Annotated in this window: 21 protein-coding genes; 15 read left to right on the top strand and 6 right to left on the bottom strand. The window is 73.0% G+C overall.

The window, feature by feature from the left end; genetic code table 11:
* Positions 1-24: 24 nt before the first annotated feature.
* Together denD and ACR9E3_RS17730 are read right to left on the bottom strand one after the other, a co-directional pair.
* Positions 25-984: a D-erythronate dehydrogenase gene (denD, locus tag ACR9E3_RS17725; RefSeq protein ID WP_460381772.1), complete on the bottom strand. Its 960-nt coding sequence runs from the start codon at positions 982-984 to the stop codon at positions 25-27.
* Complete coding sequence (locus tag ACR9E3_RS17730; RefSeq protein WP_460381774.1) at positions 975-2366, bottom strand: four-carbon acid sugar kinase family protein; 1392 nt, start codon at positions 2364-2366, stop codon at positions 975-977. Before ACR9E3_RS17730 ends, denD begins: the two co-directional genes overlap by 10 nt.
* A gap of 67 nt (positions 2367-2433) precedes the next feature.
* On the opposite strand from ACR9E3_RS17730, the gene ACR9E3_RS17735 reads away from it, so the two are divergent.
* The 8 genes from ACR9E3_RS17735 to ACR9E3_RS17770 all read left to right on the top strand — a co-directional run bounded on the left by ACR9E3_RS17735 (position 2434) and on the right by ACR9E3_RS17770 (position 12941).
* Positions 2434-2643: a hypothetical protein gene (locus tag ACR9E3_RS17735; RefSeq protein ID WP_460381776.1), complete on the top strand. Its 210-nt coding sequence runs from the start codon at positions 2434-2436 to the stop codon at positions 2641-2643.
* Between the two features lie 172 nt (positions 2644-2815).
* Complete coding sequence (locus tag ACR9E3_RS17740; protein ID WP_460381778.1) at positions 2816-4018, top strand: L,D-transpeptidase; 1203 nt, start codon at positions 2816-2818, stop codon at positions 4016-4018.
* Positions 4019-4123: 105 nt separating this feature from the next.
* The gene (locus ACR9E3_RS17745; RefSeq protein ID WP_460381780.1) at positions 4124-5797 is read left to right on the top strand and encodes a RyR domain-containing protein; all 1674 of its coding nucleotides are present in this window, start codon (positions 4124-4126) and stop codon (positions 5795-5797) included.
* A gap of 220 nt (positions 5798-6017) precedes the next feature.
* On the top strand, positions 6018-6698 hold the full coding sequence (locus ACR9E3_RS17750; RefSeq protein ID WP_460381782.1) for a hypothetical protein: 681 nt from the start codon (positions 6018-6020) through the stop codon (positions 6696-6698).
* A 48-nt stretch (positions 6699-6746) separates the two neighbouring features.
* Positions 6747-8348 (top strand): trypsin-like peptidase domain-containing protein, encoded by a 1602-nt coding sequence (locus ACR9E3_RS17755; protein WP_460381784.1) that lies wholly within the window; start codon positions 6747-6749, stop codon positions 8346-8348.
* A 45-nt stretch (positions 8349-8393) separates the two neighbouring features.
* On the top strand, positions 8394-10814 hold the full coding sequence (locus ACR9E3_RS17760; protein ID WP_460381786.1) for a PEP/pyruvate-binding domain-containing protein: 2421 nt from the start codon (positions 8394-8396) through the stop codon (positions 10812-10814).
* Between the two features lie 92 nt (positions 10815-10906).
* Positions 10907-12046: a cobalamin-independent methionine synthase II family protein gene (locus ACR9E3_RS17765; RefSeq protein WP_460381788.1), complete on the top strand. Its 1140-nt coding sequence runs from the start codon at positions 10907-10909 to the stop codon at positions 12044-12046.
* 55 nt (positions 12047-12101) lie between these two features.
* Positions 12102-12941 (top strand): methyltransferase domain-containing protein, encoded by an 840-nt coding sequence (locus ACR9E3_RS17770; protein ID WP_460381790.1) that lies wholly within the window; start codon positions 12102-12104, stop codon positions 12939-12941.
* A 179-nt stretch (positions 12942-13120) separates the two neighbouring features.
* On the opposite strand, the gene ACR9E3_RS17775 is transcribed toward ACR9E3_RS17770, so the two are convergent.
* Positions 13121-14596 (bottom strand): HNH endonuclease signature motif containing protein, encoded by a 1476-nt coding sequence (locus tag ACR9E3_RS17775; RefSeq protein WP_460381792.1) that lies wholly within the window; start codon positions 14594-14596, stop codon positions 13121-13123.
* 354 nt (positions 14597-14950) lie between these two features.
* Here ACR9E3_RS17775 and ACR9E3_RS17780 point away from each other — a divergent pair, with 354 nt between their 5' ends.
* Positions 14951-15208: a hypothetical protein gene (locus tag ACR9E3_RS17780; RefSeq protein ID WP_460381794.1), complete on the top strand. Its 258-nt coding sequence runs from the start codon at positions 14951-14953 to the stop codon at positions 15206-15208.
* Positions 15209-15312: 104 nt separating this feature from the next.
* Here ACR9E3_RS17780 and ACR9E3_RS17785 read toward each other — a convergent pair whose 3' ends face one another.
* Positions 15313-15975: a hypothetical protein gene (locus tag ACR9E3_RS17785; protein WP_460381796.1), complete on the bottom strand. Its 663-nt coding sequence runs from the start codon at positions 15973-15975 to the stop codon at positions 15313-15315.
* Positions 15972-16133: a hypothetical protein gene (locus tag ACR9E3_RS17790; RefSeq protein ID WP_460381798.1), complete on the bottom strand. Its 162-nt coding sequence runs from the start codon at positions 16131-16133 to the stop codon at positions 15972-15974. The genes ACR9E3_RS17785 and ACR9E3_RS17790 overlap by 4 nt, the downstream gene beginning before the upstream one ends.
* Positions 16134-16324: 191 nt before the next feature.
* Here ACR9E3_RS17790 and ACR9E3_RS17795 point away from each other — a divergent pair, with 191 nt between their 5' ends.
* From ACR9E3_RS17795 to ACR9E3_RS17820, 6 genes are all read left to right on the top strand, one after another.
* A complete protein-coding gene (locus ACR9E3_RS17795; RefSeq protein ID WP_460381800.1) occupies positions 16325-16711 on the top strand; it encodes a group I truncated hemoglobin in 387 nt (128 codons plus the stop codon).
* Between the two features lie 241 nt (positions 16712-16952).
* Positions 16953-18428, top strand: a complete 1476-nt coding sequence (locus ACR9E3_RS17800; protein ID WP_460381802.1) for an AAA-type ATPase lid domain-containing protein — start codon at positions 16953-16955, stop codon at positions 18426-18428.
* Between the two features lie 110 nt (positions 18429-18538).
* On the top strand, positions 18539-18982 hold the full coding sequence (locus ACR9E3_RS17805; RefSeq protein WP_460381804.1) for a hypothetical protein: 444 nt from the start codon (positions 18539-18541) through the stop codon (positions 18980-18982).
* Positions 18979-20544 (top strand): GMC family oxidoreductase, encoded by a 1566-nt coding sequence (locus tag ACR9E3_RS17810; RefSeq protein ID WP_460381806.1) that lies wholly within the window; start codon positions 18979-18981, stop codon positions 20542-20544. Before ACR9E3_RS17805 ends, ACR9E3_RS17810 begins: the two co-directional genes overlap by 4 nt.
* A 14-nt stretch (positions 20545-20558) precedes the next feature.
* Complete coding sequence (locus ACR9E3_RS17815; RefSeq protein WP_460381808.1) at positions 20559-21104, top strand: YbhB/YbcL family Raf kinase inhibitor-like protein; 546 nt, start codon at positions 20559-20561, stop codon at positions 21102-21104.
* A gap of 67 nt (positions 21105-21171) precedes the next feature.
* Entirely contained in the window at positions 21172-21396 is a 225-nt protein-coding gene (locus ACR9E3_RS17820) for a hypothetical protein (RefSeq protein WP_460381810.1), read from the top strand.
* Positions 21397-21498: 102 nt separating this feature from the next.
* On the opposite strand, the gene ACR9E3_RS17825 is transcribed toward ACR9E3_RS17820, so the two are convergent.
* A complete protein-coding gene (locus ACR9E3_RS17825; RefSeq protein ID WP_460381812.1) occupies positions 21499-22206 on the bottom strand; it encodes a flavodoxin family protein in 708 nt (235 codons plus the stop codon).
* Between the last annotated feature and the right edge of the window lie 37 nt (positions 22207-22243).

Genomic DNA, 22243 nt, shown 5'->3' on the forward strand with positions numbered 1-22243 from the left:
GGCGTCGTCCGTGCTCGTCCCTGCTCATCGGTGCAGGTAGGCGCGGACGACGTCGTCGTAGGAGGTGTCCGCGGTCAGCCCCAGCGCGTGGGCGCGGGGCGTCTCGAAGCGCGGCGGCCAGCTGCCGACGATCGCGACGACGGCCGGGTCCTCGACCCAGTCGACGAGGTCGCTGGTGCCGGCCCCGGCGACGCGGTCGAGGGCCGCGGTCATCTCGCGCGGGGTGGTGGTCAGGGCGGGGAGGTTCATCGCCGTGCGGCTGCCCCACGTCGCGTCGTCGACCTCGGCGGCCCGGAGGATCCCGTCGAGGGTGCGGTCGGGCGAGGACAGCGCCACCGGCATGTCCGGCGGCGCCGGGCAGACCGCGCGCTCGCCGGCCAGCGGCTCGCGGATGATCCCGGACAGGAAGCTCGACGCCGCGGCGTTGGGGCGGCCGGGGCGCACCGACACCGTCATGAGCCGCACCGACCGGCCGCGGACGAAGCCCTTGCGCGTGTAGTCGGCGACGAGCTGCTCGCCGACGAACTTCTGGATCCCGTAGCTCGACTGCGGGCGCGGGAGCGTGTCGTCGTCGACGGTGCCGACGGGTCCGATCGCGGGGTCGCTGCCGAACACCGCGAGCGAGCTGGTGAACACGAGCACCGGCGGCGTGGCGTGCCCCCGCGCGTACTCCAGCACCGCGCGCGTCCCGTCGAGGTTCGTGTGCATGCCGGCGTCGAAGTCGGCCTCGGCGGCCCCGCTGACGACGCCGGCGAGGTGGAAGATCGCGTCGGCCTCCTCGCCGAGCGTCGGGGTGAGCTCGCCCGCGACGTGCTCGACGCGCGGGTCGGCGGCGATGTCGTCGGCGGGCGCGACGAGGTCGACGACGACGAGCCGGGCCACGTCCGCGGGCGCCGCCCCGCCGATCCCGACCGGCCCGGCGAGCAGGCGGCGGCACAGCAGCCTCCCGAGGAACCCGGCTCCGCCGGTGACGATCACGCGCATGCCGCGGCCTCCAGACGGTCGACGACGTCGGCGAGGGCATCGTCGTCGCCGACGTTGCCGGCGAACACCACCAGCGGCGGGCCGGTGGTCGGTGCCCAGAGCGAGACGATCCCGGGCAGCAGGGAGCCGCGCACCCAGGCCCGGTCGGCGCGCAGCGACTCCGTCGCCACGTCGGAGGACGTGATCCCGCCCTTGGCCAGGACGTAGGCGCTCGAGCCCGCCACCCGGCCGGCGACGCCGGTGAGCGCGGCGCTGACCCGCCGCGCGATGTCCAGGCTCTCGGCCTCGTCGCGGCCGGTGACGACCGTGCGGGAGGTGCTCAGGACGGTGGTGCGTCGGGCGAGCGACGCCGTCACCGCGGCGACCGCGTCCTCGAAGTGCCCGGCGTCCCCGTCGAGCACCCGCGGGACGTCGATCTCGACGCGGGCCAGGTCGCGGCGCCCGGCGAGCCGGTCGAGCTGGCGGCTCGTGCGGCCGACGTGGGAGCCGACGACGACGAGGCCGTGCCCGTGCCCGACAATCGACGCCAGCTCCGCGTCGCCGATCGGCGCCTGCTCGGCCTGCCCGACGCGGGCGCGGACGAACGACGGCCCGACCCGGTAGACGAACCGCGAGCCGTGGCGCTCCGCGGCGAGGATCGCGAGCACCGCGGCGCGCAGATCGTCGTCGACGACCGCGTCGAGGACGACCACCCGGGCCGTCGGCAGCGCGACCGGTCCGGCGCGCAGCGCCTCGATCCCGACCTCGGCGACGTCGGTGGCAGGAATCGCGCCGCCGCTCTTCTCCGCGACCCAGTCCGCGAGCCGGGAGGACCGGTAGCCGAACGTGGCGTCGGCGGCGAACTCGCTCTCGGCGACCGGGGTGAGGTGATCGCCGTCGCGCAGCCAGTGCACGCCGTCGAGGGTGATCCGCCCGGCGTCGGTGTAGGCGGGGGCGAGGACGACGGGGCCACGCGTCCGGCTCTCGTCGGCGATCACGTCCGTCTCGAGCGGGAAGTGCCCGCGCAGCGTGGAGTCGCCGCGGCTCGCGAACACGACCTCGATGCCGCGGCGGCGGGCGACCTGGAGGCAGGTCCGCACGACCTCGCGGTCCCGCGCCGCGGCGTCGTCGGGGCCGAGGCTGCGGGTGTTGGTCAGGACGAAGAACGCGGGCGTGCCCTGGGCGAGGGCCCAGTCGACGTCCTCGGGCGACCACCGCGTGAGGACCGGCAGGTCGCGGATCGTCTGCGTGCCGGTCGGGTCGTCGTCGAGGACGACCACGGTCGGTGTCCCGGCCAGCGCGGCACGGACGTCCTCGGCCGGCACCGCCCGCACCGGCGGCAGCCCTGCCAGCCGGGCCGTGCCGGTGTCGCCGCTGGCATCCGCGCCCGCGCCCCGTCGCATCGCGTCATGCTCCCATCGCCGCCCGCCCCGTAGCCTCGGGTGAGGACCTCGCCGTACGGAGGTGGCCATGACGCAGACGCACAGCCGGGCCGGGCGCGACGAGCCGGCCGACGACGTGCCACCGGTGCCGCAGCACCCGCTCCCGCGCGTGCCCGACCGCGAGGTGCCCGAGCTCGGCGAGGACGCGGTGCCCGAGGTCGCGGTCGACGACGTCCCGGAGACGCCCGAGACGCCGCGCATCGCGGGCGAGCAGCCGGTGGAGATCGCGGAGGCGTGATCGGACGGGCGTGGGCGCCTCGTCGCGGAATGTCCGCGGTGAGTCCTTCCGTCCCTTCGAGAATTGTCTCGGAACGGTTCGTCCGATTCGCGGCGCACGACACTCCCGCCTCACCGGAATGCCTGACCCCGGGTCGTAGATTGGGTGCGAGTCGAGGGACGAGGGAGCAGTGGTGGCGCGGCTGTTCGTGACCGTCATGGTGGTGCTGGCGGTCGGTCTGCTGGTGTGCGGTGTGGTGGGAGAGGTGGGGTCGGCCGGGGCGTCGCCCTCGTCGGTGGGTGACCAGGCGGAGTCGTCCGGACCCCCACCGGCCCCGGCCGCGGTCGTCACGGCCTCGCCGGGCGTCGGTGCCGCCGACGTTCCGCCCGACGCCGTCCCGTCCGTCGCGGTCGACCACGGCCGGATCGCCGACGTGTCGCTGGTCGGGTCCGACGGCACCGCCGTGCCGGGCACCGTGTCGCCCGACGGGCACGACTGGACGGCGACGGCGGCGCTGGCCTACGACGACACCTACACCTGGTCGGGTCACGTGAGCGCCGACGCGGGCGGCGCGGTGCCGATCGCCGGCGCGTTCACGACGGTGACGCCCGACGAGACGACCGGCGCCCACGTCAACATCGGCGACGGCGACACGGTCGGGGTCGGCGCGCCGGTCATCGTGCAGTTCGACCACCACGTCGCCGACAAGGCCGCCGCCGAGCGGGCGATGCAGGTCCGGACGTCCGTGCCCACCGTCGGCTCGTGGGCATGGCTCGACGACGACAACGGGGGCTCGCGCGCCCACTGGCGGCCGCAGAACTACTGGACGCCCGGCACGCAGGTGGACGTCACCGTCCACCAGCTCGGCGTCGACGACGGCGACGGCGTCTGGGGCCGTGCCGACGTCACGAGCCGGTTCACGATCGGCCGCTCCCAGATCGTGCGGGCCGACGTGAACAGCCACCAGATGGTCGTGATCACGAACGGCCAGGAGAGCATGAACTTCCCGGCCAGCTACGGGCTCGGCTCCGACCCGAACCGGAACACGACCAACGGCATCCACGTCGTCATGGAGAAGAACGAGACCGTGCTGATGTCGAACCCGAAGTACGGCTACGAGAACGTCCCGGAGCACTGGGCCGTGCGGATCGAGAACAACGGCGAGTTCATCCACGCCAACCCGGACACCACCGGCGACCAGGGCTCCGAGAACGTCACCCACGGCTGCGTGAACCTCTCGACCGACAACGCCGAGCAGTACTTCGGCACGGCGATCTACGGCGACCCCGTCGAGGTCACCAACAGCCCGATCCCGCTGACGCCCGCCGACGGCGACATCTCGGACTGGACGGTGCCGTGGGACCAGTGGGTCGGGATGTCCGCGCTCCGGGCCTGAGCGGAGCACACTGGGTCCGATCGCGAAGGATCACCGACCGGGACCAGGAGCGGGGCAGATCGGGTGACGTCGCCACACCGTCCACGTGAGCAGGCTCGTGGACTGGTGGGCGGCGCGACCGACGGCTCGGCGCACCGCTCCAGCGAGACGGAGGCCCTGGCCAGGCTCGCGGTCGGCGTCGTGGCGGTGACGGCGATCGTCCTCGGGATCGTCGGCTTCGAGCGCTTCCTCCCCGCCCCCGGCATCGAGGCGGGCGAGGGCTGGACCGACATCCTCTACTACACCCTGCAGCTCTTCCTGCTCGACTCGGCGCCGCTGCAGCAGGCGTCGCACCTGCCCGTCGAGCTCGACGTCGCCCGGTTCCTCGCGCCGTCGACGACGTTCCTCGCCGTGTGGTTGACGGCGAAAGCGGTGTACGACTCCACCTACAACGTCGTCCGCGCCCGGCGGCTCCACGACCACACCGTGGTCTGCGGCAGCGGGACAGCGGCGCTGCTGGTCGCGCGCTCCGTCGTCGAGGAGGGCCGCACCTGCGTCGTGGTCGACGGGTCCACGCCCGGCGTCGAGGTGGCGCGCCAGGCGGACGTCGCGGACGCCAGGACGAGGATGCTGCGTGTCACGGGCGATCCCCGGGACGCCGGTGTGCTGCGGGAGGCCCGGAGCCACCGGGCCCGCGAAGTGGTCGTCGTGACGGGCGACAGCACGCGGAACGCCGACGTGGGTGTCGTTCTCCGGGCGTCCCTGGCCGGGCTCCCCGACCCTCCGCGCTGCTTCCTCGAGATGACCTCGCCGGCGCTCGGCGCGGCCGTCACCGCCCACGAGCTCAACGCCGACTCCGCCCTCCGCGTGGAGGTCTTCGTCCCGTCCGGGCGCGCGGCGCGACGCATGCTGGACCTCCACCTCCCGCCGGCGGGCGGAAGCGGATCGGCACTGGTCATCGGGTCCGGAGGGCCCTTCGACGCCGTCGTCCGCGAGCTCGCGCGCCGTGATGTCCAGGGCGACCCGGCGATCCCCTGGACCTCGAGCGCGTCGTGCGAGCCGGAGCAGATCGACGTGCCCGCGGACCTGGCGACCGTGTTCGTCTGCCTCGACGACGACCTCGTCGCGCTGCAGACCGGACTCCGCCTCACGAGGACGTGGCGCGACCGGTCGGTCGACGTCGTCGTGGCCGTCGGCTCGAGCACGGCCCTGGGCGGTGCGATCACCGGGGCGGACTTCGCGGTGTCGTCCGTCGGCCGTGCGCGCTTCCACGTCTTCAACACCACCGACCACGTCTACGCGGTGTCGTCACTGCGCAGCGGTCTCTACCTCGACATCGCCCGCGCGGCACACGACGTCTACGTGCGCAACGCGCGTGCCCGCGGGGAGACGACGGAGGACAACCCGTCCTCCGTTCCCTGGGACCGGCTCCCCGACGATCTCCGCCAGGCCAATCTGGCGCAGGCGTTCTCGATCACGGACAAGATTCGCCGGATGGGTTGTGCCGTCGTCCCGCTGGATGAGCCGGACACCCGGTTCGAGTTCGAGACGGGGGAGATCGAGGAATTGGCGCGCGCCGAGCACGAGCGCTGGATGGAAGATCGGGAAGGGCGCGGCTGGCGCCTCGGTGAACGGGACGACGCGGCGCGTACGCACCCCGACCTCGTGGCGTGGGAGCACCTGACGGAGCCCGCTCGGCAGAAGGATCGCGACGTCGTCGCCGCGATCCCGGAGTACCTCCGGCGGGCCGGCCTCCAGATCATCCGAGGCGGTCATCGGGACCTGTCGACGCCGAACTGACGGGCCCACTCGGCGAATCATCCAACACGCTGAGGAATGATCTCGAGGCGCTCACCGTCACGAACGGCGGATTGACCCTCTCCATCCCGACTGCAACCGTCACTCTGTGAAGTCGACGTGAGAGTCGATGTCGGACACGGCTCCTGTGGGGGATGGCGACATGGCGACCGAGCAGCGGACGTCCAGGGGCGGGGAGGCCGTGCGGTCGGTCGTCGGGGCGGTGCTCTTCGTCGCCTGGCTGATCCTCACGATCCTCTGGGTGGCCAGCATCGTCCACGCGCTCGGCGAGGGGTCCGTCGGCCCGCTCATCCGGGGCATCATCGCGATCCTGCTGATGCTGCTGCTCGCGGTGATGGAGGGCCTGGAAGTGGCGGTCATCGACAGCTGGAGCCGCATCTATCCGGACCGTCCGCAATCGGCACTCGCCGGATGGCTCGCCGCGCGCCAGCTGTTCGTGGCGCTGATCGTCACCACTGCCACCGTCCTGGCGGAACCGGAGAGCGTCCCGTTGCCGTTCGGGAACGGGGAGGGGATCACCGGCAACGGCCTCAAGGCGTTCACGATCGTGTGGACGACGATCACGGTGCTGTGGTTCATGCAGATCGGCCCGAAGCACATGGCCGCGATCAATCCGGACCGCTATCTGCGCGGCACCCAGCCGTTGTTCTTCCCGGTGGTCGCGTTCGTCGACAAGCTCGGCGTCGCCAAGCCGGCGGTCGCGATCGCGAAGATCGTCGAGAAGCGCCTCGACTGGCACGCGACCGAGGGCATCGAGACGGGTGTCGATCTGGAGTCCCGACCGGCGCAGCGGGGGAACCTGGCCAGCGCCTGGGCCGCGCTGATCCCGGAGGACAGTCCGTCCGGGGGACCGCGGCGCGGCGATCACGCGGCCGGTGCCTGAGCGGCGTCGTCGCGGAGCACTCGCGGCGACGGACGCGGGGGAGTGAGCGTGACCCGGCGGAACTGGATCAAGGAGTTCCGGGCGGCCACGGGCTCGTTCGACTGGGCGACCGTGGACGAGCTCGCGCACTCCTACGCCGACCACCTCTACGCGCTGCCGGGTCTGCCGGACAGCGTCGGCCCGGTCCTCCAGGCGCTGCGCCGGGGCCTGCGGTACACCGAGCTCGAGCTCGTCGCCGACGCCGCCCTCGCGCTCGGGTCCGACACACCCGTGGTCCGGCGCCAGTACGCCCAGGCCCTGGTAGACCGTGGCAAGCCCGCGGCGGCCCTCCAGATCTACCGCGAGCTCGCGGAGGACGACACGCTCTCGGAGTTCGACCACCTCGAGGCCCGCGGCGGCATCGGTCGCTGCTACAAGGAGCTGTTCCTGGCCTGCTCCGACCCGGTCCGTCGCCAGCACTACTTCACGCGGTCCCTCGACGCCTACCTGACGACGTACTGGGAGAGGCCGCACCGGACCTGGCACGGGATCAACGCGGTGGCGCTCCTGGCGCGCGCCGAACGCGAGGGATTCGTCCTGCGCCCTCCGCGCCCGTCCGCGGCGGACCTGGCGGGTGCCGTGCTGCAGGTCGTCGAGGAGGCGTCGCCGGACACGTGGACCGAGCTGACGGCGTGCGAGGCCGCGCTCGCGCTCGGCCGCGACGAGGACGCGATCGAGCGGGTCGAGGCGTTCCTCGCGACGCGACCCGACGGGTTCACGGTGGCGTCCTTCCACCGCCAGCTCCTGACGGTCTGGGAGCTCGACACCTTGAGCTCGCCCGGGACGGAGCTGCTCGCCCAGCTGCGCTCCGCGCTGCTCGAGCTCGGCGGCGGACAGGTCACGGTGGAGCCCGCCGACGTCCGGGCGTCACGCCTGGAGAGCGATCTCCGTGGCGTCCGTCTGGAACACATCCTCGGGTCGGAGCGCTACCGATCCCTCGGCTGGTACCGCAACGGGCTGCTGCGGTGCCGGTCGGTGACCAGCATCCAGAACCCGAGCGGCGAGGGTGTCGGTACCGGGTTCCTCGTCGCGGGGCGGGATCTCCACCGCCACCTCCCGGAGCTCGTCGTGGTCACGAACAACCACGTCGTGCCGGGCACGCTGGAACCCGAGGAGACGTTCCTCGCCTTCCACGGCCTCGACGACGACCCCGTCGCGCGCACGCACTTCCACGTGAAGCGCGTGTGCTGGACGCAGCCGTCGGGGGAGGGCGGGCTGGACACGACGATCCTGGAACTGGATGGCCACCCGCACGGTGTCGTACCGACCCCGGTCGCCCGGAAGCTGCCCCGCAAGCCGCTGGAGGACCGCCGGGCCTACGTCATCGGCCACCCGCGGGGCCTGTCCCAGCCGCAGTTCTCCCTGCAGGACAACCTCCTGCTGGACTACGACCGGAGCCTGATGCACTACCGGTCGCCCACCGAGGCCGGCAGCTCCGGCAGCCCGGTCTTCAACGACGACTGGGAGCTCATCGGCCTCCACCACGGCGGCGGCAAGAACGTCAAGCGGCTCAACCACGCCGGCGGCACCCACGCGGCCAACGAGGGCATCACCATCACGGCCATCCAGAAGCGACTGAAGGATCGGCCACCCGAGGCCGGCCCGCCCTGACGCGGTCCGTCCACGCGCCGGACCCGGCCGGAGCACACTGGGCTCGTGGAGTTCGTCCGGACGTTCGCGCAGGTCGGGGCCGGTGACGTCGCGCTCGCCGGCGGCAAGGGAGCCAACCTCGGCGAGCTGGTCCGCGCCGGGTTGCCGGTGCCGCCGGGGGTGGTGCTGACGACGGACGCGTACGCGGCGTTCGTCGACGCCGCGGGGCTGGACGTGACGGCGGTCGGTGACGTGCGCGCCGCGTTCCTCGGTGCGGCGGTGCCGGTCGAGGTGGCTCGCGAGGTCCGGGCCGCCTACGCCGATCTGGGGGCGGGGCCGGTCGCCGTCCGGTCGTCCGCCACCGCCGAGGACCTCGCGGACGCCAGCTTCGCGGGCCAGCAGGAGACCTTCCTCGACGTCCGCGGCGAGGACGCCGTGCTCGACGCGGTCGTGCGCTGCTGGGCGTCGCTGTGGACACCGCGGGCGATCGACTACCGCGCCCGGCAGGGCATCGCGCCGGCGGACGTGCGGCTCGCCGTGGTCGTGCAGCGGATGGTCGAGGCCGAGGCGTCCGGCGTCCTGTTCACCGCGGAGCCGACCACCGGACGCCGCGACCGCATCCTGATCAGCGCCGCCTGGGGGCTGGGGGAGTCCGTGGTCGGCGGGCTCGCGGCGACCGACGAGATCGTCGTCGACAAGGGCACGCTCGCCGAGGTCGCCCGCACCGTCGCGACCAAGACCGAGATGACCGTGCCGACCGGCGGTGGCACCACCCAGGCCCCGGTGCCCGCGGACCGCCGGCGGACGGGGGTGCTCGACGCCGCCGCCGTGGCCGAGCTGGCCCGCCTCGGGGTGCGGGCCGAGGAGCACTTCGGCGCGCCGCAGGACATCGAGTGGGCGCGGTCGGGCGGCGCGTTCGCGCTGGTCCAGTCGCGGCCGATCACGGCGCTACCCGCGCCCGCGGCGCCGCCACCCGAGACGTGGCCACTGCCGTACCCGGGCGGCGCGTACTTCCGGGCCAGCATCGTCGAGCAGATGCCGAGCCCGCTCACGCCGCTGTTCGCGGACCTGATCGACCCCGCGGTCACCGGGTCCATCCGCGAGCTGTTCGCCCAGATGCTGGGTCAGCCGGTGCCCGAGGGCGACATCGCCTTCCCGACGATCAACGGCTACGCGTACTACTTCTACCGGACCCGCGGGCTCGCGTGGATGATCCTGCGGCTCCCGCGGGCGCTGCGCGGCCTGAACCGCACCGAGACCCGCGGCGGCGTCCGGGGATGGCGCGAGCGGGCGCACCCGGCCTACGTCGCGGCCGTGGCGGAGTGGACGGCGACGGACCCGGCGACGCTCTCCGCCGGCGAGCTGCTCGACGGCGTCGTCACCCTCCTGCGCGCGGGCGCGACGTACTACACCGCCGTGCAGTCGGTGATCCCGCTGGCCGCGACCGCGGAGATCGCGTTCACCACGTTCTACGACCGGGCGGTCCGGCGCCCGGGCGACCCGGCGGCCCACGTGCTGCTGCTCGGCGAGGACAGCGAACCGATCCGGGCCGAGCGCTCGCTCTACGCGCTGGCGATGCAGGCCCGCGCGACCGGGATGGACACCGACGCGTGGCGGCGCGGCTTCCGGGAGCACCTCGAGCGCTACGGCCACGCCGTGTTCGACCTCGACTTCGCCCAGCCCACCGCCGCCGACGACCCGGGCACGCTGCTCGACACCATCCGCTTCCAGATGTCGGACCAGGGCACCGATCCGGACGTGCGCCGCGAGCGACTGCGGGCCGAGCGCGACGCGCGGACGCGCGAGCTGCGGTCGCGGCTCGACCCGGTGCGACGTCGGATCCTCGACGCGCTGCTGCGCCGCGCCCGCACGCTCGCACCGATCCGCGAAGACGCCCTCGCCGACGTCGGGCTCGCGTGGCCGCACATGCGACGGATGCTGCGTGAGCTCGGGACGCGGGTCGGGGTGGGCGTCGACGACGTCTTCTGGCTCACCGAGGCCGAGCTCCGGTCCGCGATCCGTGGCGAGGAGGTGTCCCCGCCGCTGGACGAGCGACGGGCCCTGCGGCGCGGTCGCGCGCTCGTCTCGCCGCCGCAGATGCTGCCGGAGGCACGCTGGCTGCAGCGGCTCGTGGGTCCGTTCCTGCCGGGCGCCGCCACACCGTCGGGGGAGGAGATCACCGGCGTGCCCGGCTCCACCGGGTCGGTCACCGCGCCGGCCCGCGTGCTGCGGGGGCCCGAGGACTTCGGCGCGATGCAGCCCGGCGAGGTGCTGGTCGCGCGGATGACGACTCCCGCCTGGACACCGTTGTTCGCTCGCGCCGCGGCGGTGGTCACCGACATCGGCGGCCCGCTGAGCCACAGCTCGATCGTCGCCCGCGAGTACGGCATCCCGGCCGTGCTCGGGACCGGCTCGGCCACCGACCGCATCCGCACCGGCGACCGCGTCCGGGTCGACGGGGACGCCGGCACGGTCAGCGTGATCTGAGCACCGCGTGCCGACGATCGGCCGCTTCTCCGAGATCCGTCCACGGTGGTTGCATGGGCTCCTCGGCTGGGTCCGGACGAGGAGGTCCGCGCATGAGGAGAAGCGACGAGCGCATCCTGACCACACACACCGGGAGCCTTCCCCGGCCCGACGACCTGCGCGCGCTCTTCGCGCGCGGCGACGTCCACGGGGGAGAGTTCGCGAGGAGCGTCCGCCGGTCGGTCACCGACGTGGTCCGTCGACAGACGGAGGCCGGCGTCGACGTCCTCAACGATGGCGAGATGAGCAAGGAGAGCTACTCGACGTACGTGCGCGAGCGGCTCAGCGGGTTCGACGGGGAGGGCGAGGCCGTCCTCGGGCTCAGCGACCTCATGGAGTTCCCCGACTTCATGAACCGGTGGATGCAGCTCAACGCAGCCGACGTCGGCGACGTCCTGGCGCCGCCTGCCTGCACCGGGCCGATCGCGGTCAAGGACCACGACCAGGTCCGCGTCGACATCGAGAACCTCCGCGCGGCCACGGCGGACGGCGGCGCGACCGAGGTCTTCATGTCGGCGGCGTCCCCGGGCGTCGTCGCCGCCTTCTTCGCGAACCACCACTACCCGACCCGCGAGGAGTACCTGCGCGCGATCGGTGCGGCGATGCGGGAGGAGTACGAGGCGATCGTGGACGCCGGCTTCGTGCTCCAGCTCGACTGCCCGGACCTGGCGATGTGCCGGCACCTGCAGTGGCAGGACCGCAGCCTCGAGGAGTTCCGCGTGATCGCCCGGCAGGACGTCGAGGTGCTGAACGAGGCCACCGCGGGCATCGACCCGGACCGGATGCGCATCCACCTGTGCTGGGGGAACTACGAGGGGCCGCACCACCACGACGTCGCCCTGCGCGACATCGTCGACATCGTGCTCGAGGCCCGACCGAACGGCATCGCCCTCGAGGCGGCCAACCCGCGGCACGAGCACGAGTGGCAGGTCTTCGAGGACGTCGAGCTGCCCGACGGGAAGGTGCTCATCCCCGGCGTCATCGACTCGACGATGAACTACATCGAGCACCCGGAGCTGATCGCCCAGCGTCTCGTCCGCTACGGACGGCTCGTGGGTCGGCCGAACGTGCTGGCCGGTTCCGACTGCGGCTTCGGGACCGCTGCCCAGCAGGGCGTCGTGTCGCCGGGCATCGTGTGGGCGAAGTGCGCCGCCATGGCGGAGGGCGCGCGGCTGGCGACGGCGCAGCTGTAGCCCGACGACGGGGGCGGACGGCGCGCTCCGAGGATCTCCGGGATCATCGCTCGGGATGGCGGAGTACGCGCTCGGTGAGTCCGACGAGGAGACCGAACGCCTGCGCGCCCAGGCGCGGCGCGGGCGGGAGCTGCACCGGGACCTGTGGCCCCGCGCCGGCGTGGTGCCCGGGGCTCGGGTGGCCGACCTGGGCTGTGGCCCGGCGGCGACCCTGCTGGGTCTGGCCGACCTCGTCGGTCCGTCGGGACGGCTGGTGGGCGTCGACACCTCGGGGGCCACGGTCGCCCGTGCGCGCGCCGATGCGGCAGCGGCCGGGGTGAGGAACCTCGAGGTGGTGGAAGCCCCCGCGAGCTCGTCCGGACTCGAGCCGGGGTCGTTCGACACCGTCGTCATCCGCCACGTCCTGGCCCACAACGGCGGAGGCGAGCAGGAGATCGTCGACCACGCGGCATCCCTCCTGCGTCCGGGTGGGTCGGTCTTCGTGTTCGACATCGACATGACGATGACGCGGATCCGTCCGCCGACCGCGCCGGTCAGCGAGCTCTCCGAGACCTATCAGCGGTTCGTCCGTGAGAGCGGCAACGACCCGTCGGTCGGGCTGCGCCTGGGGGACCTGTTGTCGGCGGCCGCGCTCGAGGTCGTCCACTTCGACGGCACGTGCCAGGTCGTCCGGCGCGGGCCCGGCAGTCGCGGGCCCGGATGGTCGGCCCGCCACGCGATGGTCGAGGCGGGGACCGTCACCGACGACGACATCGCTCGATGGGAACGGGAGTTCGCGGTGCTCGACGGCGCAGCCGAACAGCCGCGCTTCTTCCTCTGCGGATTCGCGGCGATCGGACGTCGGCCGACCCGTGCGGAGTCCGCGCCACCGGATCGCGCCGTGATGAACCCGTAGGCACCGCCCTACTCGTGGACCCGGCGGCCGACCGATGCGGTCGTGCTCTCTTGCTCAAGCACCACCTGCACTGGTGTCGGTGCTGTTCCTCGCCGCCGGCTCGTCGGTGCCGGTGCTGTTCTCGATCTCGCCAGCCGCCCACACGCGACCCCTCACCGCCGCGACGGTCGTCGCGACGATCAGCCGGCCACGCGTGCCCGTCCGCCGGGCCGGGGTTGTCGGTCGGGGTCGATCCAGCTCGGTGGTGTGAACCAGGGCAGGCCGTCGAGGATGGCGACGGTCCAGTGGCCGTGGTGGATGAGCTGGTGGTGGAACCGGCACAACAACGTCATGTTGTCCAACGCTGTCGGGCCCTCGTCCAGCCAGTGGCGAACGTGATGGGCGTGGCAGCGGCGGGGTCGTCGGGTGCAGCCGGGGAACGCGCAGCCACCGTCGCGCACGATCAGGGCGCGGCGGATGCCTTCGGGGGCGGTGTAGGACAGCCGCCCGACGTCCAATGGTTCGCCGCGGGAGCCGAGGACCATCGGCACGATCCCGGCGTCGCAGGCCCAGCTGCGGACGGTGGCGACGTCGACCGGTTGCCCGGACTCGAGGGTGCCGTGCCCGACGGCGTCGCAGAGCCACCGGTGATCGATGGTGATCGTGAGCAGGGCCCGGGCCGGCCCGGTGATCGGGGCGGACGCGGGGCTCGGCGTGGGGCTCGGCGTGGGGCTCGGCGTGGGGCTTGGTGCGGCCCGCAGCGGCTCGGGGATCCGCGGTTCGGGGATCAGCGCCTGCTGACCGCCACCCTCACCGCCACCCTCACCGGCACCCTCACCATCGCCGGCGCTGTCGGCTGCGGTGTCGGCGGCGTCGCTGTCCGTCTCGCTGCTCGTCTCGTCGTCGGCGTCGCTGGTGTGGTCGCTGTTCTCTCGGCGGGCGTCGGTGGCCAGCCCGGTGGCGCCGAGCGCGTTCTGGGCGAGGTCCTTGAGGGCGTCGGCGTGCCGGCGGGCCAAGTCCCGGTCGTCGTCCGGGCCGGCCGGGGTCGAGAGCAGGTCGAACACCTCGACGATCATCTCGGCGTCCAGCGGGTCCTGCAGCCGACCCTTCAGAGCCAGCGACCCGTCGCGGCGGCGCAGCAACCGCAACTCATCGCGCACGTCGGCCCCGTCGGGCGGGGCGACCCCGTCGGGGTCGAACTCGGCCAGCAGCCGCTCGGCGACCCGGCGCAGCATCCGCGGCGGCAACCCCGCCGCCGCCTCGGCCAGGATCCGCTCACACTCGGCGAGATCACCCGGGGCGATGGTGGCCACCCGCTCCAACCGCGTCATGGTCGCGCGGATGATCGCGATGTGGGCGGGCCCGGTCCGCCCCGCCGCCAGCACCGCCGCGGTGCACGGATACCGCGGCGCCAGCGGTTCCCCGGCCAGGGAGCGTCCCGCGACCAGGTCGGCGGCCTCGTCGCAGAGCCGGCGGGCCTCGCCGGTGTCGAACAACCCCAAGTCCCCCAGCAGCCGGTGCAGCGCCTTGTCCCCGGTCTGGGCCACGACAGCGAGACGGTCGAGCTCGGCGATGTCCTCCAGGCCGCGGTAGTACTCCTGCCGCGAGGCGACCAGACGCTCCCGGGCGCGGTCGAGCGCTTCACGCTCCACCGGCCCGACACCGCCCTCGCTCATGTGTTCGATTCTATCGAACACCACCGACAACGGCGACACCCACGACAACGTCGATCAAGCTCGTCGCGATGGCAGAGCCCGGTGTCTCAGGGCCCACCCCGCTCCAGCTCCGCGAGATCCTCGTCCGTCCAGTCCGGCGCTCGACCGATCGCTGTGCAGTAGTCGATCCAGGTCAGGTCCGGGCCGGCGGCAGACGCGGGGGGGCCGCGCCCAGTAGGTGACGCGCTCGTTGTGCGCCCACGCCCCCGTGGCCGGTCCCGTTCGCTTGACCAGGACTCCACGATCGGCCAGCCGTCCGAGGGCGGCGGCGAAGCGAACGCTGCTCGCCGTCGCCTGGCGCTGTCCGAGGATCAGGTGTCCACGGTCGACGACATGGGCGTGGAACAGGTCGGGCCGCTCCCGGCGGAGGCGGTACTCGACGACGCCGTACTCGACGAAGGGCTCACCCTCGCGGACACAGCGGACGAGGGGGTCGAGGAGCTCGTCGGTGACACCCGCTGTGCCGTCCTCCGTCGGCTCGCGCGACCCGGCCGCCGCGGTCCACCGGTGCGGCCCCGTGCCTCCGTGCCGGTCGTCGCAGACGTAGGCGACCATCTGCTCGGGCAGCCGTGACCACCGGACGTCGTCTGCCCGGAAGCACGCCGGACAGGTCTGGATCATCGGCTTCCCCTGCTGTGCTGTCGGTCGGTCCCGTGCTCCAGGATCAGCGACCCTGCTCAGCGACCCTGCAGCACGCTCCGCAGCGAGTGCCACCGCGACCGGCGGCACGCGCGGGCTTCGGTCGACGCCTGTTCCGCCCGCCACCGGCGTTCCCACTCCGGCATCTCCGCGGCGAGCAGCGCCGCGACGTCGGCCTCCGAGCCCTGGCGGAGCGCGTCGGCCACACCGCGGTCGGCGCTCCACAGCGCGGCGAGCGCCCGGGGCGGGACGTCGGCGCGGTGCACCGGCACCCCGTACCGGCGTGCGAGGGCGGCCCGCTGCTCCTCGGCGATGCCGGGGCCGGTGACGACGAAGCGGGGGTAGCCGTGCGAGGCGCGCCATCCACGGGTGCCCTCGACGATCTGGCCCCACAGCGCCACGACGCCCAGGACCTCGTGGTCGGACGGGCCCCAGTCCAGCGTCCCGGGGTCGGGCACGGCGTAGAGCCCGCACCCACAGCGGTCACCCGGCGGCGAGTGGGTGGGCGACGCGCAGAAGGCGATCATCGGCTGCCGCGACGGCCAGGGCAGGCCGGCGAGCGGGGCGATGAGCTCCGTGCGGCGCTGCGCCCGCCGCCCCACGCGCCAGGTGCGCCACCCCAGGATCGGGTGCGGCAGATCTGGCGCGGGCGCGACGTCGAGGACGTCCCGTCGTGCCGGATCGAGCGGGGGGATCGTCACCGAGACGGTGCGGCGGGTGCCTCGGGCACCGGGACGCGGTCCGACGTGGCCTCGACGGCGGTCTCCGGAGCCGGCTCGGGGCGCCACGACTCCTCTCCGGGCACGGGGGAGTTGATCGGCTCGGCGGTGAATCGCTGACGGACGGGTCCGATGTCCACGCCGGGAACGCTGCCACGCCGAGCCCGCCCGGGCCAGAGGCCATCGGGGTCGTGTGATCACCGGCGCGACCCCGGCCGACCACGAGATCGGTTGCGCACCATTGACCGGGCACGGCGGAGGCGTCCACAGTGACCCCGATCACGCTGCCGGACCACCACATCGCCGGCGGTGACGACGGGAGGGGACACCCATGGCCGAGCAGACCCTGTACGAGCGCCTGGGCGGGACGTACGCGATCGCGGGCGCGGTGGACGTGCTGGTCGACCGGCTCTTCGCCAACGCCGCGGTGAACGCGAACGACGCGGTCAAGGCCCACCACGGCGACCCCGCGAACGCGCCCGGCTACAAGTTCCTCGTCACGGCCTGGTCCATCGAGGCCGCCGGCGGGCCGAAGTGCTACTTCGGGGACGACATGGTCAAGGCGCACGACGAGCTCAGCATCGACACGGCCGGCTTCGACGCCGTCTCCACCGAGATCGACGCGACCTTGAACTTCCTCGGGGTGCCCGACCCGGAGCGCCGGGAGTTCATGGACATCATCGAGAGCTACCGCGGCCAGGTCGTGCAGGCCGCCTGAACCGGGCGCGACATCGGGGCTATCTCCACCGTCTCGTGTGAGGTTAGCCTCACCTCGTGTCGCTGGAGACCTTCGCGGGGCGCGTGTCGAGCGCGCGTGCCCCGCGGGTGTCCCGTCGGACGATCACGAGCCTTCCCGGCGACCGTCTCAGGTTGACACTGCGAGGCCCTTCCCTCGGATGTCGTTTCTGCCACAGTCGATGGCGTTCCGAGGCGCGACGGCGCGCAGGGGAAAGGCCGAGATGACCGAGACGGATCACCGCGAACGCGAGGAGATCGCGACCACCCGCGGTCGCGATCTCGCGGTGCTGCCGCGCCGTCTCGTCGCGTCCTGGAAGCGCAGCGCGGACTACGGCGTCTCCGTGGACTCGGTGAATCCCGAGTACGCCGGCGCGGTCGACCACCAGTCGTTGTTCTTCGATTCCGGTCACCAGGTCCTCACCGAACTGCACGAGACGCTCGCCGACGAACCGGTGAGCCTCATGCTGACCGACACCGACGGTCTCGTCCTCAATCGCGTCTGCGACGACCGCGTGCTGCTCGGCGCGCTCGACGCCGTGTCGCTCGCGCCGGGATTCGACTACTCGGAACGCACCACCGGCACCACGGGACTGGGTCTCGCCCTCGCCGACCGCGTGCCGACGCTCGTGCGCGCCGACCAGCACTACTGCACGCGCCTCTGGGGCTACACGTGTGCCGCGGCGCCCGTCGCCGACCCCGTCACGGGCGAGCTGGTCGGCAGCGTCAACCTCACGACCTGGTCCCAGCAGTCGTACAACCTCCTGCTCGCGCTGGCCCGCACGGCCGCGCGCACCACGGAGGCGCTCATGCTGGCGCGCGGTCACGGCCGCGAGGCGCGGCCGGCCAACCGGGGACGGGTGGTGCCGGTGCGCCGCGGGCTCGTCGAGGACGACGCGCCGCGCCTCGAGGACCTCGGGTCCGACTGGCGGAGCGCGGCCGAGCGGGTGGGCTCGGCCCTGCTGGCCGGGCTCGGCGTCGCGGTGGTGGGCGAGGCGGGCGTCGGCAAGGGGGCCCTGCTGGGCGGTGCCCACACCCGTCACCACCGCGGCCGGCGTGTGCTCCACGTCCGACCGCCGGAACCGGAGCAGGTGGCGTCGTGGTGGTCGCTGTGGTCGCCTGAGCTGGCCAAACCCGGGACGAGCGTGATCGTCGGACGCGCCGACCAGCTCCCGGCCTGGGTCGCCGGCGATCTCGCGGAGCGGGTCCGGGGAGGCGACCAGCTGTCGATCACTGCCGAGGACCCGGCGGCGGTGCCCGAGGCCCTGCGACCCCTCGTCGGCACGGTGGTCGAGCTGCCGGCGCTGCGGCACCGCCGCGACGACGTCGTGCCCCTCGCGTGCTGGTTCGCCCGCGACGCGCGGCGCGACGTCCGGTTCACGCCCGCCGCCGAGCAGGTGCTCACGGCGTACCACTGGCCGGGCAACGTCGCGCAGCTGCGCGCGGTGGTGCGCCGCGCCGTCGCGCGCACCGACGTCGTCACCGAGCGGGACCTGCCGCCCGAGGTGTTCACCGGCGGGCACCACCAGCTGACGCGGATGGAGACGCTGGAGCGCGACGAGATCGTCCGCTCGCTCTCCGAGCCCGGCGCGACCCCCGCCCGTGCGGCGGCCCGCCTCGGCATGAGCCGCTCCACGATCTACCGGCGCATCGCCCGCTACGGGATCCGGCTGCCCGCCGAGAGCCCGCCGACGAACTAGTTCGACCCCACCACCACACCCACCGACGTCCCACGCGTTCCCGGGACGCCGGTCGATCGACGCTGCCCTGCGGCAGGAACGGAACGGAAGAGAAGAACAGGAGAGGTGCGGTGGGAAGCAATCTGCTGTCGGCGCAAGAACGCCAGACCCTGGTGAACGTGGTGTACGCGGCCTTTCCGCACAGCACGTTCCCGCGGGGCCCCTACGAACGGGCCGCGGATGCGGTGATCGCCGAGGCGGGGAGCGATCCCCGATTCCTCGCCCAGTTGTTGCAAGGGCTCGTCGATCTCGACGCACAACGCGATGCGCCGTTCGCCGAGCTCGACGCCGAGACCGCCGGCGCGGTGCTCCGCGGGGCGGACGGCGCGCCGTTCCTGACCGCGATCGTGAACAGCGCGGTCGTGACCCTCTACAGCGATCCCGAGGTGTGGGACCTGCTCGGTTACGAGGGCCCGTCCTACGACAAGGGCGGCTACGTCGACCGCGGTTTCGACGACCTCGACTGGCTGCCCGACCCCAAGATCGAGTTCGAGGAAGAGGTGCCGGCGTCATGACCCGATTCGAGTACGACGACTCCGACGTCGTGGTGGTGGTCGGCTCCGGGGCCGGCGGCGGCACCGTCGCCAACGAGCTCTGCCAGCGCGGCTTCAGGACCGTGGTGCTGGAGGCCGGCCCCCACCTCACCGGGCCCGACTACCACCAGGACGAATGGCCGGCCTTCGCGCAGATGGCCTGGGGCGACACCCGCACGACGTCGGGGAGCTGGCAGGTCGCGAAGGACTTCCCGAACCTCCCGGCCTGGCTCGTGAAGGCCGTCGGCGGGACGACCACCCACTGGGCGGGGGCGTGCCCCCGGTTCAAGGCCCACGAGTTCACCGCGCGGTCGACCTACGGGGACCTCGACGGCGCCAGCCTGCTCGACTGGCCGATCGCGCTGTCCGAGCTCGAGCCGTACTACGACAAGGCCGAGATCAAGATGGGGGTGACCCACCGGCACGGGCGCCCGCCGCTGCCGGCGAACAACAACTACAAGGTCTTCGCCAACGGCGCCGAGAAGCTCGGGTACCGCTACTACTCGACGGGCCCGTACGCGACCAACGCGGAGCCCTACGACGGGCGTCCGGCGACGCTGCAGGACGGCTTCAACTTCCAGGGCGACAAGCACGGCTCGAAGTGGTCGACGCTGGTGGCCGAGCTGCCCAAGGCGGAGAAGACCGGCAACCTCGACCTGCGGCCCGAGAGCCACGTGGCGCAGATCGAGCACGACGCCTCGGGGCGGGCGACGGGCGTGCTCTACATCGACCGCAACGGGACGCTGCGCCGCCAGCGCGCCGCGGTCGTGGTCGTGGCCGGCAACTCCATCGAGACGCCCCGACTGCTGCTGCTCTCGGGCTCGGCGCAGCACCCCGACGGGCTGGCGAACTCTTCCGGGCAGGTCGGGCGCAACTACATGCGCCACACCACCGGCACCGTCTGGGGCCAGTTCGACAAGCCGGTGCGGATGTGGCGGGGCGAGACGATGGCGGGTGTCATCGCCGACGAGTCGCGTCTCGACACCGACCGCGGCTTCGTCGGCGGCTACTACATGGAGACGATCTCCCTCGGCCCCGCGTTCCTCGCGAAGTTCATCGCCCCGGGTCGCTGGGGCAGCCACATCAGCGACCTCCTCGACGGCTACCGCAACACCGCCGGGATGTGGATCGTCGGCGAGGACATGCCCCGGGCCGACAACCGGATCACGCTCTCCGGCGACGTCAACGACCAGCACGGGCTGCCGGTCGCGAACGTGCACTTCGACGACCACCCGAACGACGTCGCCATGCGGGCCCACGGCCAGCGCCAGGGCGCGTCGGTCTACAAGGCCGTCGGCGCGCACAAGACGATCGAGACGCCGCCCTACCCGTCGACCCACAACCTCGGGACCGCCCGGATGAGCCAGCGGCCCCGCGACGGCGTCGTGGACCGGTTCGGGCGCGCCCACGACGTCCCGAACCTGTTCATCGCGGACGGCAGCGTCTTCACGACCGGTGCCGCGGCGAACCCGACCCTGACGATCGTCGCGTTGGCGACGCGGCAGGCGGAGTACATCGCCACCGAGCTGGCCAAGACCCTCTGAGCACGGAGACATCGATGACCACAGCTCTCGCTCCGCCCGACCCCTACACCTTCCTCCCGGAGGTCCCGACCTTCACGCTCACCAGCACCGACATCGCCGACGGCACCCCGCTCGCCCCGCCGCACACCAGCGCGATCATGGGTGTGCCGGGCGGGGAGGACCGGACGCCGCAGTTGCGCTGGCACGGGTTCCCGACGGCCACCCGCAGCTTCGCGGTCACCTGCTACGACCCGGATGCACCGACGGGCAGCGGCTTCTGGCACTGGGCGGTCGCCGATCTCCCCGCCGACGCGACGGAGCTCGTGGCCGGCGCGGGGGACCCGGACGGTTCCCGGCTGCCGCAGGGGGCGATCACGCTCCCGAACGACGCCGGCATCCACCAGTACCTCGGGGCGGCGCCGCCCGAAGGGCACGGCGTCCACCACTACTACTTCGTGGTGCACGCGGTCGACGTGCCGACGCTCGGGATCCCGCGGGGCGCGTCCCCGGCGTTCCTGGGGTTCAACCTGTTCAGCCACACCCTGGCCCGGGCGACGATCACCGCGGTCTACGAACGCTGAGCATGCGCGATCCCCGAGCCGCCGCCGCGGGTCCCGCGGCGGCGGCCTTCGCGTGTCCGGTGGTCCGGTGCTGACCACACGGGTGACCTTCCACCCCGACGCCGGTCTGGCCGCTGTCGCCGCGCACGTCCGGCAGCGCTCGCTGCCGGCTGCCGTGCGCGTCGTCGACCTCGACGTCGGCGCCGTCGTCGCCGCGATCGCCCCGGCGCGGGGCTGCCCGGGCGGCTGCTGCCGCCGCAACGTCTACCGGCACCTCGACGACCTGATCGCCCGCGCGCGTTCCTGCCCCTGACGCAGCGTCGGGGTCCTACCGTCATCGCATGGCGCCACGAGCGCTCGGGCGGCGCGCCGGCATCGGCACCACCGCACTCCTCGAGGCCCTGGAAGACATGGCTCAGCGGTACTCGGGATTGACGAAGTCGAAGCGGCATCCGGCGTCCCACTCCGAGCGCTGGTTGCCGTGGGCCGGGATGCCGCCGGCGTCGCGCAGCATCCGCGCGACGTGCAGCAGGTTCCACGTCATGAACGTGGTGTTGCGGTTGGTGAAGTCGTTGTCGGGGCCGCCCGACCCCGGGTCCAGGTACGACGGCCCGGGCCCGGCCTCGCCGATCCACCCCGCGTCCGCCTGCGGCGGGATCGTGTAGCCGAGGTGCTGGAGGCTGTAGAGGACGTTCATGGCGCAGTGCTTCACGCCGTCCTCGTTGCCGGTGATCAGGCACCCGCCGACCCGCCCGTAGTAGGCGTACTGCCCGGCGTCGTTGAGCAGGTGCGAGCACCCGTAGAGGCGCTCGATGACGCACTTGGTCACCGAGCTGTTGTCGCCGAGCCAGATCGGGCCGGCGAGCACGAGGATGTCGGCGGCGAGCACCTGCTCGTAGATCGCCGGCCACTCGTCGGTCGCCCACCCGTGCTCGGTCATGTCCGGCCAGACGCCGGTGGCGATGTCGTGGTCGACGGCGCGCAGGGTGCTCACCCGCACGCCCTGCCGCTCCATCACCCCGACGCTGAGATCGATCAGGCCCTGGGTGTGGCTGCGCTCCGGTGACCGCTTGAGCGTGGTGTTGATGTAGAGCGCCGTGAGGTCGTCGTAGGAAGAAGACATGACGACCACCATGCGTGGGCAACGTGGCTCGTGGGCA

The organism is Actinomycetospora sp. C-140, assembly GCF_054796175.1.

Excerpts from the sequence above, each read along its gene's own strand:
- ACR9E3_RS17770 (WP_460381790.1), top strand. The coding sequence starts at position 12,102 with ATGGCGGAGTACGCGCTCGGTGAGTCCGACGAGGAGACCGAACGCCTG.
- denD (WP_460381772.1), bottom strand. The coding sequence starts at position 984 with ATGCGCGTGATCGTCACCGGCGGAGCCGGGTTCCTCGGGAGGCTGCTG.
- ACR9E3_RS17735 (WP_460381776.1), top strand. The coding sequence starts at position 2,434 with ATGACGCAGACGCACAGCCGGGCCGGGCGCGACGAGCCGGCCGACGAC.
- ACR9E3_RS17730 (WP_460381774.1), bottom strand. The coding sequence starts at position 2,366 with ATGCGACGGGGCGCGGGCGCGGATGCCAGCGGCGACACCGGCACGGCC.
- ACR9E3_RS17800 (WP_460381802.1), top strand. The coding sequence starts at position 16,953 with ATGACCGAGACGGATCACCGCGAACGCGAGGAGATCGCGACCACCCGC.
- ACR9E3_RS17815 (WP_460381808.1), top strand. The coding sequence starts at position 20,559 with ATGACCACAGCTCTCGCTCCGCCCGACCCCTACACCTTCCTCCCGGAG.
- ACR9E3_RS17810 (WP_460381806.1), top strand. The coding sequence starts at position 18,979 with ATGACCCGATTCGAGTACGACGACTCCGACGTCGTGGTGGTGGTCGGC.
- ACR9E3_RS17765 (WP_460381788.1), top strand. The coding sequence starts at position 10,907 with ATGAGGAGAAGCGACGAGCGCATCCTGACCACACACACCGGGAGCCTT.
- ACR9E3_RS17795 (WP_460381800.1), top strand. The coding sequence starts at position 16,325 with ATGGCCGAGCAGACCCTGTACGAGCGCCTGGGCGGGACGTACGCGATC.
- ACR9E3_RS17825 (WP_460381812.1), bottom strand. The coding sequence starts at position 22,206 with ATGTCTTCTTCCTACGACGACCTCACGGCGCTCTACATCAACACCACG.
- ACR9E3_RS17775 (WP_460381792.1), bottom strand. The coding sequence starts at position 14,596 with ATGAGCGAGGGCGGTGTCGGGCCGGTGGAGCGTGAAGCGCTCGACCGC.